Annotated in this window: 15 protein-coding genes; 9 read left to right on the top strand and 6 right to left on the bottom strand. The window is 72.5% G+C overall.

Annotated elements, in window-relative coordinates; all coding sequences use genetic code 11:
- Positions 1 to 5: 5 nt before the first annotated feature.
- The 5 genes from NOCA_RS14180 to NOCA_RS14200 all read left to right on the top strand — a co-directional run bounded on the left by NOCA_RS14180 (position 6) and on the right by NOCA_RS14200 (position 4,556).
- Positions 6 to 725: a sulfite exporter TauE/SafE family protein gene (locus tag NOCA_RS14180; protein WP_011755951.1), complete on the top strand. Its 720-nt coding sequence runs from the start codon at positions 6 to 8 to the stop codon at positions 723 to 725.
- A 163-nt stretch (positions 726 to 888) separates the two neighbouring features.
- Entirely contained in the window at positions 889 to 1,650 is a 762-nt protein-coding gene (locus tag NOCA_RS14185; protein ID WP_011755952.1) for an SDR family NAD(P)-dependent oxidoreductase, read from the top strand.
- 68 nt (positions 1,651 to 1,718) lie between these two features.
- Positions 1,719 to 2,471: an SDR family NAD(P)-dependent oxidoreductase gene (locus tag NOCA_RS14190; protein ID WP_011755953.1), complete on the top strand. Its 753-nt coding sequence runs from the start codon at positions 1,719 to 1,721 to the stop codon at positions 2,469 to 2,471.
- Positions 2,472 to 2,550: 79 nt separating this feature from the next.
- A complete protein-coding gene (locus NOCA_RS14195; RefSeq protein WP_011755954.1) occupies positions 2,551 to 4,038 on the top strand; it encodes a cobyric acid synthase in 1,488 nt (495 codons plus the stop codon).
- Entirely contained in the window at positions 4,035 to 4,556 is a 522-nt protein-coding gene (locus NOCA_RS14200) for a bifunctional adenosylcobinamide kinase/adenosylcobinamide-phosphate guanylyltransferase (protein ID WP_011755955.1), read from the top strand. The genes NOCA_RS14195 and NOCA_RS14200 overlap by 4 nt, the downstream gene beginning before the upstream one ends.
- A gap of 160 nt (positions 4,557 to 4,716) precedes the next feature.
- Here NOCA_RS14200 and NOCA_RS14205 read toward each other — a convergent pair whose 3' ends face one another.
- From NOCA_RS14205 to NOCA_RS14215, 3 genes are read right to left on the bottom strand one after another with little or no spacing between them, the layout of a single operon-like run.
- Positions 4,717 to 5,406: an adenosylcobinamide-GDP ribazoletransferase gene (locus tag NOCA_RS14205; RefSeq protein WP_011755956.1), complete on the bottom strand. Its 690-nt coding sequence runs from the start codon at positions 5,404 to 5,406 to the stop codon at positions 4,717 to 4,719.
- Positions 5,399 to 6,418 (bottom strand): nicotinate-nucleotide--dimethylbenzimidazole phosphoribosyltransferase, encoded by a 1,020-nt coding sequence (gene cobT / locus NOCA_RS14210; protein ID WP_011755957.1) that lies wholly within the window; start codon positions 6,416 to 6,418, stop codon positions 5,399 to 5,401. Before cobT ends, NOCA_RS14205 begins: the two co-directional genes overlap by 8 nt.
- Positions 6,419 to 6,423: 5 nt before the next feature.
- Positions 6,424 to 6,984 carry an ATPase AAA gene (locus NOCA_RS14215; protein WP_011755958.1) on the bottom strand — a complete coding sequence of 187 codons (561 nt, stop codon included), beginning with the start codon at positions 6,982 to 6,984 and terminating at the stop codon, positions 6,424 to 6,426.
- Positions 6,985 to 7,006: 22 nt separating this feature from the next.
- Here NOCA_RS14215 and NOCA_RS14220 point away from each other — a divergent pair, with 22 nt between their 5' ends.
- The gene (locus tag NOCA_RS14220) at positions 7,007 to 7,795 is read left to right on the top strand and encodes a spermidine synthase (RefSeq protein ID WP_011755959.1); all 789 of its coding nucleotides are present in this window, start codon (positions 7,007 to 7,009) and stop codon (positions 7,793 to 7,795) included.
- Between the two features lie 141 nt (positions 7,796 to 7,936).
- Here the strand turns inward: NOCA_RS14220 and NOCA_RS14225 are convergent, their stop codons facing one another.
- The 3 genes from NOCA_RS14225 to NOCA_RS14235 all read right to left on the bottom strand — a co-directional run bounded on the left by NOCA_RS14225 (position 7,937) and on the right by NOCA_RS14235 (position 11,676).
- Positions 7,937 to 9,235 carry an ISL3 family transposase gene (locus NOCA_RS14225; RefSeq protein WP_011755226.1) on the bottom strand — a complete coding sequence of 433 codons (1,299 nt, stop codon included), beginning with the start codon at positions 9,233 to 9,235 and terminating at the stop codon, positions 7,937 to 7,939.
- Between the two features lie 125 nt (positions 9,236 to 9,360).
- Positions 9,361 to 10,473, bottom strand: a complete 1,113-nt coding sequence (locus NOCA_RS14230; RefSeq protein ID WP_011755960.1) for an acyl-CoA dehydrogenase family protein — start codon at positions 10,471 to 10,473, stop codon at positions 9,361 to 9,363.
- 15 nt (positions 10,474 to 10,488) lie between these two features.
- The gene (locus tag NOCA_RS14235; protein ID WP_011755961.1) at positions 10,489 to 11,676 is read right to left on the bottom strand and encodes an acyl-CoA dehydrogenase family protein; all 1,188 of its coding nucleotides are present in this window, start codon (positions 11,674 to 11,676) and stop codon (positions 10,489 to 10,491) included.
- A gap of 110 nt (positions 11,677 to 11,786) precedes the next feature.
- Between NOCA_RS14235 and NOCA_RS14240 the strand changes: the two genes are divergently transcribed.
- The 3 genes from NOCA_RS14240 to NOCA_RS14250 are packed head-to-tail and all read left to right on the top strand — an operon-like array spanning position 11,787 to position 14,386.
- Positions 11,787 to 12,983 (top strand): Rieske 2Fe-2S domain-containing protein, encoded by a 1,197-nt coding sequence (locus NOCA_RS14240; RefSeq protein WP_011755962.1) that lies wholly within the window; start codon positions 11,787 to 11,789, stop codon positions 12,981 to 12,983.
- Positions 12,983 to 13,285 carry a hypothetical protein gene (locus tag NOCA_RS14245; RefSeq protein ID WP_011755963.1) on the top strand — a complete coding sequence of 101 codons (303 nt, stop codon included), beginning with the start codon at positions 12,983 to 12,985 and terminating at the stop codon, positions 13,283 to 13,285. Before NOCA_RS14240 ends, NOCA_RS14245 begins: the two co-directional genes overlap by 1 nt.
- Positions 13,286 to 14,386, top strand: a complete 1,101-nt coding sequence (locus NOCA_RS14250; protein ID WP_011755964.1) for a ferredoxin--NADP reductase — start codon at positions 13,286 to 13,288, stop codon at positions 14,384 to 14,386.
- Positions 14,387 to 14,465 lie beyond the last annotated feature (79 nt).

A 14,465-nucleotide genomic window follows, 5' to 3' on the forward strand; every position in this document is an offset into this window, starting at 1 on the left:
CGTCTGTGACCGACCTGCTGCTGGTCGCCGGCGTCGCGGCGGTGGTGTTCGTGGTGGCAGCGATGGCACAGGCGATCACCGGATTCGGCTCGGCGCTGGTCGCCGTACCGCTGCTGGCGCTGGTGGTGCACCCGATCGCCGCGGTGGTCGCCGCCACCGCGATGAGCCTGGTGCTCACGAGTGGCGCGGCCTGGCGGGAACGGTCGCACCTGGACGGTCCCGCGGCGCGGACCCTGACGGTGACCGGCATCGTGGGGATGCCGGTCGGGCTGGTGCTCCTCGGCCTCGCCGACGAGTCGCGGCTGCAGGCGTGGATCGCGGGCGCCATGTTGGTCATGGTGCTGCTGGTGGCGAGTGGCGCCCGGATCGGCGCTCGCGGCCTACCGGTCGCCGGCCTGGTCAGCGGCGCGCTGCTGACCTCGACCGGCATGAACGGGCCGCCGCTGGTGATGGCGCTGCTGGACCGGGAGCCGCGGCGCTACCGGGCCACCCTCCAGGGGGTGTTCGCGGCCCAGGACGTGGTGGCGGTCGTCGCCTTCCTCGTGCTCGGGTACGTCGACGGCGAGGTCGCGCTGCTGACCGCGTCCGGCGTCGTGGGGCTGCCGGTCGGCTGGCGGCTCGGCGACGCGGTCTTCCACAAGATCCCGGCCGCCCGGCTGCGTCCGCTGGTCATCGGCGGCCTGCTGGTCACGGCCGCCTCGATGCTGGTCGGCGCGGTCACCTGACCGTCGGACCGGACCCCGACGACGGGCCCGGGGAAGAAGCCGCCAGGGAGCAGGACGAGGCCCTGAGCATCCTTCGGTGCCGGTCTCGACCGGGGAATGGACGCGCTTGCAATATGGTTGACATGTCAACTATATTGCCTACGGCTCTGGAAAGGAGCACGCCATGTCCGAGCTGCTCGATTTCACCGGCAAGGTCGTCCTGATCACGGGAGGCGCGACCGGCATCGGGCGGGCCACGGCGCTGGCCTTCGCCCAGCAGGGCGCGCGGGTCGTCGTCGGAGACGTCGACGACCGGGCGGCCGAGACCGTCCGCCTGATCGAGGAGTCGGGGGGCACGGCCCTGTTCGTCCGCACCGACGTCACCTCAGCGGCCGACGTCCAGCAGCTGGTCCGCACCACGGTCGACACCTACGGCGGGCTGCACGTGGCGTTCAACAACGCCGGCATCCTGCCGCCCACCGGGCCCCTCGCCGAGCAGAGCGAGGACGACTTCGACCGGACCATCGCCGTCGACCTCAAGGGCGTGTTCCTCGCGCTCAAGTACGAGATCGAGCACATGGCCGCCGCCGGCGGTGGCTCCATCATCAACACGGCCTCGGTCGCGGGCGTGATCGCCGACCCCGGCATGGCACCGTACGTCGCCGCCAAGCACGGCGTCGTCGGGCTCACCCGCGCGGCCGCGATCGACTACGCCGCGGCCGGCGTCCGGGTGAACGCCCTGGCGCCCGGCCTGGTCGACACGCCGATGACCAAGGTCTGGCAGGAGGACGCCGAGATCTGGGACGCGGTGGCCGCGAGCAACGGCTTCCACCGGGCGGCCGCGCCGGAGGAGATCGCCGGCACCGTCCTGTTCCTGGCCAGTGACCTGGCGTCGTTCACCACCGGGACCGTCGTGACGGCCGACGCGGGCCAGACCGCGCACTGAGCACACCGGTCGACGGCGACCGGCCCCGTTCGACATCGAAGTACCGAACTCACAGAAGGGTGCAGGACATGAGGAGACTGGAAGGTCGCGTCGCGATCGTCACCGGCGCGGCGAGCGGCATCGGCAAGGTGACCGCCCAGCGGCTCGCCGAGGAGGGCGCGGCGGTGCTGGTCACCGACATCCAGGTCGAGGCCGGCGAGGCCACGGTCAAGGAGCTCGAGGAGGCCGGCGGGCGCGCCGCGTTCATGCGGCACGACGTCACGAGTGAGGCCGACTGGGAGGCCGCGTTCGCCAAGGCGGCCGAGGAGTTCGGAGGTGTCGACATCCTCGTCAACAACGCGGGCATGGGTGACATCAAGCCGATCGAGGAGACCACCCTGGCCGAGTGGGACCGCACGGTCGCCATCGACCAGACCGGTGTCTTCCTGGGCATGAAGATCGGCGCGCCGTACCTCAAGCGCTCGGAGCACGCCTCGGTCGTCAACATCAGCTCGATCTTCGGCACCAGCGGTGGCTTCGGCGTCTCACCGGCCTACCACGCCGCCAAGGGTGCGGTGCGCACGCTGACGAAGAACGTCGCGCTGCACTGGGCGACCGAGGGTGTCCGGGTCAACTCCATCCACCCCGGCTTCATCGCCACGCCGATCCTCGAGCAGTCCCGCGACACCCCGATCTGGGACGGCATGGTGCAGCTGACGCCGATGGCCCGCCTGGGCCGCCCCGAGGACATCGCGGCCGGCGTGGCCTACCTGGCCAGCGACGACGCCGCGTTCGTCACCGGGCTCGAGCTCTACATCGACGGCGGCTACATGGCCCGCTGACGCGGGCCGTCCGTCCGACACCCGCGGCCAGGGACCCGCCGGCAGCCGATGCTGCCGGGCTTCCTATGCTGGGCTGCCCATGAGCGGGATCCTGGTCGCGGGCACGAGCTCGGACGCCGGCAAGAGCGTCGTCACCACTGGACTGTGCCGCTCGCTGGCGCGCGCGGGTGTGCACGTCGCGCCGTTCAAGGCGCAGAACATGTCGAACAACTCGATGGTCTGCGCGGACGGCGCGGAGATCGGCCGGGCGCAGTGGGTGCAGGCCGTGGCCGCGAACGCCGAGCCCGAGGCGGCGATGAACCCGGTGCTGCTCAAGCCGGGCAGTGACCTGCGCAGCCACGTCGTCGTGATGGGTCGTCCCGGCGGCACGCTGGGCGCGGACGACTTCGCCGAGGGCCGGGAGCCCCTGGCGGCTGCGGCGTACGCCGCCTTCGACGACCTGGCGTCGCGCTACGACGTCGTCGTCGCGGAGGGCGCCGGCAGTCCAGCCGAGATCAACCTGCGGTCCGGCGACTTCGTGAACATGGGGCTCGCGCGGCACGCCGGCCTGCCGACGGTGGTCGTCGGCGACATCGACCGGGGCGGCCTGCTGGCGGCCATGTTCGGCACCGTGGCGCTGCTCGAGCCCGCCGACCAGCGGCTGCTCGCGGGGTTCGTCGTCAACAAGTTCCGCGGCGACCTCGACCTGCTGCGACCCGGGCTCGAGGAGGTCGCCCGGCTCACCGGCCGGCCGGTGTACGGCGTGCTGCCGTGGCACCCCGACCTCTGGATGGACTCCGAGGACACCCTCGCCGTCGCCGGCCGGCAGGCGCGCGACGGCCGGGCGGCGCTCAAGGTCGCGGTCGTGCGGCTGCCGCGGATCAGCAACGTGACCGACGTCGACGCGCTCGGGATCGAGCCCAGCCTCGACGTCGTCTTCGCCACCGACCCGCGAGCCCTCTCGGACGCCGACCTGGTCGTGCTGCCCGGGACCCGTGCGACCATCGCGGACCTCGCCTGGCTGCGCGAGCGGGGGCTGGACCGAGCCGTCCACGCGCACGCCGCTGCCGGTCGCCCGGTGCTCGGGATCTGCGGGGGCTTCCAGATGCTCGGCCGGTCCGTCTCGGATCCGGGCGGCGTCGAGGGGCAGCCCGGCGCCGAGGTCGAGGGGCTGGCGCTGCTCGACGTACGCACCGACTTCTCCGCGGTGAAGGTGCTCCGGCTCTCCCGGGGTCTCGCGCTCGGCGCCTCGACCGCTGGCTACGAGATCCACCACGGGAGGGTCACGCGGGGCGCCGGCGCCGAGGAGTTCCTCGGCGGGGCCCGGGAGGGCCACGTGCTCGGCACGATGTGGCACGGCAGCCTCGAGGGCGACGCCTTCCGCACGGCGTTCCTGACCGAGGTCGCGCGGCTGACCGGTCACGTGTGGGAGCCTTCCGGGGTGAGCTTCGCGGCGGCACGGGAGGGGCGGATGGAGCTGCTCGCCGACCTCGTCGAGGAGCACCTCGACGTCGCCGCGATCGCCGCCCTCGCCTCCGAGGGCGTACCCGACGGCCTGCCGGTCCTGCCGCCGGGCGCTGACCGGTGAAGGTCCTGGTCACCGGTGGGGTCCGGTCCGGCAAGTCCACGCACGCCGAGGCCCTGGTGCGTGCCGAGCCCGCCGTCACCTACGTCGCCCCGGGTCCGGCCCAGGACGACGCCGACTGGGCCGCTCGGGTCGCCGCCCACCGCGCCCGCCGGCCGGCCACCTGGACCACACTCGAGACCGGCGACCTCGCCGCAGCGCTGCGCACCCCCGGCCCGGTGCTGGTGGACTGCCTCGGCACCTGGCTGACCCGGCAAGTCGACGAGGCCGGGCTCTGGGAGGCCGAGTCCGACGCAGTGGCGGCGTACGTCGACGCCCGGGTGAGCGAGGCGCTGACGGTGCTGGCCGGGCGTCCGGACGGGCCCGTGGTGCTGGTCACCAACGAGGTCGGTCTCGGCGTGGTCCCCGAGCACCGCTCCGGCCGCCTGTTCCGGGACCTCCTCGGGGTCGTCAACCAGCGGTTCGGCCCGGCCTGCGACGAGGTGCACCTCGTCGTCGCGGGCCGGGTCCTCGTCCTCTAGCGTCGCGTCTTGGAAGTTGTTGAACGGTTGGCGTTCTCAGGGTGTGTGCATCGCAACGCGCCGGCGCGCCGCCATACCCACTCGTCTCGCAAGCGTCGGCAACGCAGCGAGGTGCGTGCCATGTGGGCGCGAAGCGCCCAAGAACTTCTGGGACGCGGCGTTAGCGCGCCGCCCAGGCGAGCAGCGTGGCCGCGAGCGCCAGCTCGACCGCGGCACCCATGACGTCGCCGGTGACGCCGCCGAACCGTCGTACGGTGCGGCGGACGAGCACCAGCACGACCAGCCCGCCGACCGCCGACAGCAGCAGGCCGCCGAGGACCGCGACCGGCAGGGGGACGGTGCGCGCGACGTCGGCGCCGAGGCCGTCCGCGCGCGCCGCCGGCACCCGCGTGCAGCACACGATCCAGAGCGCGCACCGGGACAGGCAGACCAGCGCGCCCGCCAGGAGGGGCTGGTCCAGCAGCGTCGCGAGGGCGGCCGCCTGCACCCCGGCCACGACCACGGTCGCCAGGACGCCGGCCGGACCGCTGGTGCCCGACCGCATCACGGCGAGGGAGCGGGCCGGGTCGTACGACGCCGCGAGGCCGTCCACCGTGTCGGAGAGCCCGTCCCAGTGCAGCGCGCGCGAGCTCGCGGCCAGGGCACCGACCGCCAGCAGGCCCACGGCGAGTGGCGGCAGCTCGACCGCCCGCCCGGCGGCCAGGACCGCCGCGACGAGCAGCCCGAGGGGGAGCGCCGCGAGGGGGGCCAGCAGCATCGCGCGACGAGCCGTGTCCCGGTCCACCCGCGTCGGTGGGCGCACCGGCAGGGCGGTCAGGGTCCCGACCGCGAACCGCCAGGCGTCACGCATCGAGCTCGCTGAGCAGGCCCACGTCGCGCAGCAGGGCGACCGCACTGCGCAGCACCGGCACTGCCGCGACCGCACCGCTGCCCTCGCCGAGCCGCAGCCCGAGGTCGAGGGCCGGCTCGAGACCGAGCTTGGCCAGGGCAAGGGACTGGGCCGGTTCCGTGGAGCGGTGGCCGGCGGCGTACCAGGTCGACGCACCCGGATCGATCCGGTCGGCCGTGAGCGCGCACGCGACCGCCATCAGCCCGTCGAGGACAGCTGGAACGCCCTGACGCGCGGCCTCGAGCAGGTAGCCGGTGCTGGCGGCGAGGTCGGCGCTGCCGAGCGCCGCGAGCGCCTCGACCGGGTCGTCGACGCGGGTTCCGGCGCGGCGCAGGGCCCGGTCGATGAGGGCCTGCTTGTGCGCGAGGGTGGGCACGTCGATGCCGGTGCCGCGCCCGGTGACCTCACTGGCCGGGAGCCCGAGACCGGCCGCCACCAGGGCCGCCGCCGGCGTGGTGTTGCCGATCCCCATGTCGCCGCTGAGCAGCAGCTGCGCCCCGGCGGCGATCTCCTCGCGGGCGACCGTGGCGCCGGCGTCGAGCGCGGTCCGGGTCTCCTCGGCGGTGAGCGCGTCCTCCAGGTGGATCGCGCCCGAGGAGCGCCGCACCTTGAACCGGCGTACGTCGTCCGGCACGTCGGCCAGGTCGTCGTCGACGCCCAGGTCGAGGACCCGGACGGCGACCCCGTGCGCACCCGCGAGCGCGTTGACGCCCGCGCGGCCGGCGACGAAGGTCCGCACCATGGCGGCGGTGATCGCGGGCGGGTACGCCGACACGCCGTGGCGCGCGATGCCGTGGTCGCCCGCGAAGATCACCAGGCGGACGTGCGCGAGCTCGCGCGGCGGCACCTCGCCCTGGCAGGCCGAGAGCCAGACGCCGAGGTCGCCGAGGCGGCCGAGCGCTCCGGGAGGGGTGGCCAGGTCGGCGAGGCGGGCCGCGGCGCGGGCCGCGACGTCGGCGGAGGGTGCGCGCATGGCCGTCAGGCTAACGGCGCGAGCACCTCTCGGACCCAGCGGTCGCCCTCGGGCCGGCTGCGCAGGTGCACGATCGGCAGGTCCGGCCGGGCGGCGGCGACCGCCCGGACCCGCTCGTCGTAGAGGTGCCGGGTGCTGATCGTCCATCGGACGATGTGCTCCCGGTCGGTGAAGAACCGGAGCAGCGGGCCCTCCCGGTTGCCGTTCCACAGCTCCTCGCGACGCACGCGGCGGCGGACCGTGCGGCGTACGACCCGGCTCAGGGTCACCCGGAACGGCAGATCCAGCCAGACCATCAGGTCGGCCCGCTCCGTGAGCAGTGGACGCGCGTCGTCGTACTGCCACTCGGTCACCCACCGGCCCGCGGCGAGGAGCGCCGCCAGATCGGACTCGAACGTGGGTCGCCTGGTCCAGCCGGCGCCGTGGAACAGGGCGTCCATCTCGGTGTACGGCAGGTCGAGCACGGCGGCGACCCGACGGGCGAGGGTGCTCTTGCCGGAGCCGGACACCCCCACGACCGCGATCCGCTCCGGCCGGTAGGGGAGCGGGTCGGAGGCGCTGAGCACCGCGGCATCGTACGGTGCGGGCGTGGAGGCGTGCGAGATCGAGCCGGGCGACCGACCGGGGTCGTTCGTGCTGCGCATGTCCGGCCTGAGCCAGTCGCACGTGGACCTCGACGACCCGACCCGGCTCGCCTTCGACTACGTACGCCGGATGGCCGACGTCGTGGACGCCGCCGCCCCGCCCGGGGCGCCGGTGCGGGTCGTACACGTCGGCGGGGCCGCGATGACGCTGCCTCGCTACGTCGCCGTCACCCGGCCGGGTTCACCCCAGGTCGTGCTGGAGCCGGCGAGCGAGGTCACCGAGCTGGTCCGCCGCGAGCTCCCGCTGCCGCGCCGCAGCGGGATCAAGGTGCGTGGGGTCGACGGCCGGCAGGGCGTCGCCGCGCTCCGCGACGCCTACGCGGAGCTGGTCCTCCTCGACGCCTTCGCCGACGGCCGGGTGCCGGCGGACCTGGTGACGGTCGAGTTCTTCGAGGACGTCGCCCGGGTCCTCGGTGCCGAGGGACTGCTGGTGCTCAACCTCACCGACCGGGCGCCGTTCGGGTGGACCCGGCGGGTGGTCGCCGGGCTTCGGCTGGTGTTCGGGTCGGTCGCCCTGGGCGTCGAGCCGGCGACCCTGCGGGCCCGCCGGCTCGGCAACCTGGTCGTCGTCGCCTCGCGGGGCCGGGTGCCGACCGACGCGCTGGCGGCCCGGGCGGCGAGCGGGTCCGCGCCGTACCGGGTGCTGGACGGGCGCCAGGTCAGCGACCGCTTCGGTGGCGGCACTGCCTTCACCGACAGCGACTCCGCCCCCTCGCCGGCTCCGGACGGCTGACCGGGTCGAGTCGGCGCGTCTTGCCCGGCTGGATGGGTCGAGTCGGCGCGTCTTGCCCGCCGGGGCGTACAAGATGCGCCGACTCGGGGTTGCAGGGCGAGCAAGATGCGCCGAGTCGGGCTCTCCTGTCGTTTGTGTGGGTCATGTTCGGCCCGGTAGTGCGGGTGTGTGGCCGCTGAGGGTGAGCATCAGGAGGCTGATCAGGGCGTCGGGGTCCTTGATGCCGAACGCGATCCGGTTGCGGAGTCGGATGCGGGTGTTGACCGATTCGCTGATCGCGTTGGAGAGGCCGTGCTCGATCGCGGCCAGGATCGGGCCGCGTTGCTCGGCGACCATGCGGGCGAGGTCGACAAACTGGGCGATACGACATCGCCGTGCCGAGCGGCACCAGGCGTCGATCGCGATGCGGGCTTCGGCGGCCGGCAGTCGCAGGACGGCGCGGAGGCCTTCCTTGAGTTGGTAGGCCCGCCACAGTCGGGGGTCGGTCTTGGCGATCCAGTCCAGTCGGGCCTGCTGGTGGGTGGTGAGGTTCTCGGGGTTCTTCCACAGCGCGTACCGCGAACGGGTCAAGATCCGCAGCCGCTGGTAGGCGGGGAACTCCTCCTGGACGTCGGCGGGTGCGCGGCCGCGGCCGCGGGAGTTGGCCCGGGCGATCCGACGGGTCTCGCGCCAGACCTCGAGCCGGACCTCGCCGAGGGCGTCGTTGGCCCACTTCACCACGTGGAAGGGATCGGCGACCCGGACCGCCTGCGGGCAGTTCTTAGCCGTCGACTTGGCGATGTAGGGCGCGGCGTCGGCGCTGATGTGGGTGATCTGTGCGCACCGGTGCGGCCCAAGGGCATCGAAGAACGACTGGACGGTCGCGGTGGTGTTGCCCTTGCCGACCCACACCAAACGACCGGTGTCGTGATTGACGACCGCGAGCAGGTAACGCTGATGACGGCGCCAGGACACCTCGTCGATCCCGATCCGGGTCAACCCGTCGAGCAAGTCGACCCGGGCGGCGATCTGGTTCCAGACCCGGGTCAAGATCCCGCTCACGGTGCGCCACGACACCCGCATCAGCTCAGCCACCGTGGACAGCGAGGTCTTGGTGACCAGCCAGGCGACCTGATCCTCGAACGCGTGCGTCGCCCGGGCTCGATGGCGAGCCCAGGGCACGTGCGCGACGACCACGCCATGCGCGCGGCACCGCACCCGTGGCGAGTCGGCTTCCAGGTAGACCCGCACAGTGGCGCTATCCAGGGCACGCCACCGCCGCCGACCGCGCCCAGCGTCGTACCCGGCCGCCGGCGCGCGACACCGCCCACACCGGCCCCGGCGACGCGCCATCGGCCGAACAGCGACCACGAGCACCCGTTCATCGCGATCGAGCTCGACACCCTCGATCACGGTGTCTTCGAGCCCGAGCAGGCACCGCCATAGGCTGACATCACGCACGCCGCTCTCCTTGACGCCGGTTCTGGTTCCTAGACAGCTCCAAAACCTAGGCAGAGAGCGGCGTGCGCCCGTCTACGGCACGCTCAACCCACCCACACATTCAGCAGGAGAGCCCGAGTCGGCGATCAGGCGGGTTCGGCGGCCAGGGCTCGTCCGACGGCCAGCGCCTGCTCGGTCGCCCCGCCGTGGAGGAACTCGAAGCGCTTGGCGCTCGTGAAGTAGCGGTGCGCCTCGCCGTCCAGGTCGATGCCGACGCCGCCGTGCACGTGCACGGTGGTGTGCGCGAGCCGGTGCCCGGCGTCGGCCGCCCACAGCTTCGCGATCGCGACCTCGCTGTCGGCCGGCAATCCCTCCTCGAGGCGCCAGGCCGCCTGCCACAGCGTCAGGCGCTGGCCGAGCACGTCGATGTAGCCGTCCGCCAGCCGCTGCGAGACCGCCTGGAAGGTCCCGATCGGCCGGCCGAACTGCTCGCGCGTCTTCGCGTACGACGAGGTGAGCCGGAGCGACCCCTCGGTGATGCCGAGCTGCTCGGCGCTCGCCGCGAGCAGCAGCAGGTGGCGCAGCCGGCGGTCGGTCGACCCGTCGGCGGCGCCGACCGCGCGGTCCGACCCGACGGCGACGCCGTCCAGGTCGAGGCGGGCCACGCCGTCCCGGTCGGAGAACGTCTGGGCGACCACGGTCAGCCCGGGGTCGCCCGGCTCGACCAGGAAGACGCCGGTGCCGGACGGCGTCTCGGCGGGCACCAGGAACGCGTCGGCGTACGGCCCGGCCGGCACGATCGCCTTGCTCCCGGTGATCCGGTAGCCCTCGCCGTCGGGCGTGGCCACGGTCGTCGGCCGGCTCGGTGCGAACGCCCGCTCCTCGGCGACCGCCGCGGTCAGCACGAGCGCACCCGCCACGGCACCGGGCAGCCACCGCTCCTGGAGCGCAGTGGGTCCGGACTCGGCGAGCAGCCGCGCGGCGGGCCCGTGCGCCACTAGTGGCACCGGCGCCACGGTGCGGCCGACCTCGACGAGCACGCGGCACAGCTCGATCAGGCCGAGCCCGGCGCCGTCGTACCGCTCCGGCAGCGCGAGGCCGAGCAGCCCCGCCGCGCCGAGCTCGGCCCACAGGTCGCGGTCGAAGCGGTCGCCGCCGGCCTCGACGGCCTTCAGCCGCTCGGTGGTCGCGCGGTCGCGCAGGATGCCGGCCGCGAGCGCGGCGGCCTCGTCCTGCTCGGGGGTGAAGGTGAAGTCCATGGTCGTCCCTCTGTCCTACCTCTTCGTCGCGGGCAGTCCGAGCCCGACGTAGCCGATGATGTCGCGCTGGATCTCGTTGGTGCCGCCGCCGAAGGTCATCACCAGTGCGGAGCGGTGGTAGCGCTCGAGCCGGCCCGCCAGCACCGCGCCCTCGGAGTCGCCGGTCACGCCGGCGTTGGGTCCGACGATCTCCATCAGCGACCGGTACACCTCGGTCGCCAGCTCGGAGCCGTAGATCTTCGTGGCCGACGCCTCCGCGGGGGACAGGTCGACCCCCGCGTCGGCGTCGGCCGCGAGCTTCCAGTTGATCAGGGAGAGCGCCTCGGTGCGCGCGTGCGCCCGCCCGAGGGCGATCTGCACCCACTCGGCGTCGATCACCCGTTGACCATCGGGGTTCTTCGTCTCCTGGGCCCAGCGCCGCACCAGCTCGATCGAGTGGGTGAGCGGTGCGGACGAGGTGAGCGCGACGCGCTCGTGGTTGAGCTGGTTGGTCATCAGCGACCAGCCGCCGTTGAGCTCGCCGACCAGGTTGCCGTACGGCACCCGGACGTCCTCGTAGTAGGTCGCACTCGTGCTCACGCCGGCGACCGTGTGCACGGGGGTGTAGGAGAAGCCGGCAGCGTCCGCGGGCACCAGGATCATCGACAGGCCCTTGTGCCGGGGGAGGTCGGGGTCGGTGCGGCAGGCGAGCCAGATCCAGTCGGCGTACTGGATCAGGGAGGTCCACATCTTCTGGCCGTTGATCACCCACTCGTCACCCTCGCGGACCGCCCTGGTCTTCAGGGACGCGAGGTCGGTGCCGGACCCCGGCTCGGAGTAGCCGATGGAGAAGTGCAGGTCGCCCGCGAGGATGCGCGGCAGGAAGTACTCCTTCTGCTCCGCGGTCCCGTAGCGCATGATCGTGGGCCCGACGGTGTTCAGCGTCAGGTAGGGGATCGGCACCCCGGCGACGGCGGCGACGTCGGTGAAGATCAGCTGCTCGACCATCGAGCGAGCCTGCCCGCCGTACTCCTCCGGCCAGCCGATGCCGAGCCAGCCGTCGGACCCGAGGGTGCGGATGACGTCCTTGTAGACGCCCGCCTCGCCGAACTCGCCGGTCGCCGATGCGAGGCCGGCGCGCACCTCGGGGGTGACCAGGGCGGTGAAGTACTCGCGCAGCTCCTCGCGGAGCCGCTGCTGCTCGGGCGTGAGGGCGATGTGCATGGCGGGACTCCCGTGGGGACAGCTGGCGGTGGGAAGGTGGTGCTGCTGGAAACCGCGACCTAAAAACTATAACCTGTTCTCGTTTTGGTCCACTTGTCTGGAGGCACGCCATGAGCCCCACCCCGTCCAGCGCCCGAGCTCTCGACCGCGGTACGCCGCCGGAGCGGTTCGCCCGCGGCTGGCACTGCCTCGGTCTGAAGTCGACGTTCGCCGACGGCAAGCCGCACGGCGTGGAGGCGTTCGGCGGCAAGCTGGTCGTGTGGCAGGACTCCAAGGGCGAGATCAACGCCCTGGACGGCTACTGCCGGCACATGGGCGGCGACCTCACCCAGGGGAGCGTCAAGGGCGACGAGGTCGCCTGCCCCTTCCACGACTGGCGGTGGGGCGGCGACGGCCGGTGCAAGGCGATCCCGTATGCCCGCCGGGTGCCGCTGCGGGCGCGCACCGAGCGCTACCCGGTGGTGGTCCGCAACGGCCAGGTGCTGGTCTGGCACGACGTCGAGGGTTCCGAGCCCGACCTCGACATCCTGCCTCCGGAGCTGCCCGGGATCGGCACCGACGAGTACACCGACTGGACGTGGGAGGTCCTCGACGTCGCCAACGCGCACTGCCGCGAGATAATCGACAACGTCGTGGACATGGCGCACTTCTTCTACATCCACTTCGCGTTCCCGACCAGCTTCCGCAACGTGTTCGAAGGCCAGGTCGCGACCCAGTTCATGGAGTCGACCGGCCGCCCGGACGTGGACGGCGCCGGGTACGGCGACGAGGGGCTGATGCTGAAGTCGGAGGCCTCCTACTACGGGCCGTCGTACATGATCAACTGGATCAACGTCGACTACAAGGGCTTCGAGACCGAGGTCATCCTGATCAACTGCCACGTCCCGACCTCGCAGAACTCCTTCAAGCTCCAGTACGGACTGTGCGTGAAGAAGCCCGACGGCATCGACGACGCCACGGCCGAGTACATCGGCAAGCGCTACTCCGAGACGTTCAAGGAGGGCTTCGAGCAGGATGTCGCGATCTGGCTGAACAAGGCGCCGGTGCAGAACCCGCTGCTGTGCGAGGAGGACGGCCCGGTCTACCAGCTGCGCCGGTGGTACGAGCAGTTCTACGTCGACCAGGACGACGTCACCCCGGAGATGACCGAGCGGTTCGAGTTCGAGGTCGACACGACCAAGGCCAACGAGCACTGGCGCGCCGAGGTGGAGGAGAACCTCGCGCGGAAGAGCGCCGAGGACGCGGCGAGCCAGGACGCCGGGGCGCAGGACACCGACGTCACGCCGCCGATCATGACGGGGACCTGATGGCCTCCTTCGTCCCCGCCAGCCCCGCCACGCTGGAGGACCAGCACCTCTACACCAGGGCCCGGCTGGTCGAGGTGGCCTGCCTGGACTGCCTCGCGAGCGTCGGGGTGAAGAAGAACAGCGAGCACCACACCTCCATCCAATGGTCGGACCAGGCCCTCGCGCACTGCCAGGAGTTCGCGAGAATGGCCACCCAGCCCGGTGGACGACCGGTGCATGCCGGTTGTCCGCGGCTCGCGGCCAGCATCGACGCCGCGGTGCGCGAGGGCCGGATCCCGATCGGAGCCGAGGACGGTTACTGAGTGGCCACGGAAGAGTCGTTCGAGCTGAAGGTCGTGGACGTGGTCGAGGAGACCGCGGACGCGCACTCCGTCTCCTTCGAGGCGCCCGCAGGCGCCGAGGAGCAGTTCGCCTACAAGCCGGGACAGTTCCTCACCCTCGCCGTCCCGAGCGACCAGACAGGGGTCGCCGCTCGCTGCTACTCGCTGTCGAGCAGCCCGGTCGACGGTGGGCCGCTCACCATCACGGTCAAGCGCACGGCCGAGGGCTTCGCCTCCAACTGGATCTGCGACAACGTGCGAGAGGGCGACACCGTCCGCGCACTGCCGCCCAGTGGCATCTTCACGCCAGCCTCGCTGAGCGCCGACCTGCTGCTGTTCGCCGCGGGCAGCGGGATCACCCCGATCATGTCGATCACCCGGACCGCGCTGCAGCAGGGGACCGGCCGGATCGTGCTGCTCTACGCCAACCGCGACGAGCGGTCGGTGATCTTCGCCGATGCGCTCACCCGGCTCTCCGCCGAGCACCCCGACCGACTCGTGGTCGTGCACTGGCTGGAGTCCGTGCAGGGCCTGCCCACCCAGGAGCAGGTCGAGGCGTTCGCCGGCGGGTTCCTCTCCTACGACGCCTTCGTGTGCGGGCCGGCCCCGTTCATGAAGCTGGTCGTCGGAGCGCTCAAGGAGCTGGAGTTCCCGCGCGAACGGCGACACCAGGAGAAGTTCATCTCCCTGGGCGGCAACCCGTTCGGCGACCTGCACGACCAGGAGGCCGCGCAGCACGAGATCGAGGACGCCGAGACCGACGCCGAGGACGTCGGAGCCGACGGTGACGCCGGACAACCGGAGGGTCCGGTGCGACTCGAGGTCGAGCTGGACGGCGAGGAGTACGCCTTCGACGACTGGGCGCCCGGGACCAAGCTGCTCGAGCACCTGGAGGCCAAGGGCATCAAGGCGCCATACTCCTGCCGGGAGGGGGAGTGCTCGGCGTGCGCCGTACGCCTGCTCGAGGGCGAGGTGAAGATGCTCCACAACGACGTCCTCGACGCCGACGACCTCGCCGACGGCATCCGGCTCGGCTGCCAGTCGGTCCCGGTGACCGACGTCGTCAAAGTCACGTACCACTGATCCTTTGCCGATGCAGCCCGAACGCCGAGGTCCGGCGACCCTGGTCTAGCCCGCGGCCGGTCTCGCGGCGTCGCAGCGT

The organism is Nocardioides sp. JS614 (assembly GCF_000015265.1).
Lineage (GTDB): Bacteria > Actinomycetota > Actinomycetes > Propionibacteriales > Nocardioidaceae > Nocardioides.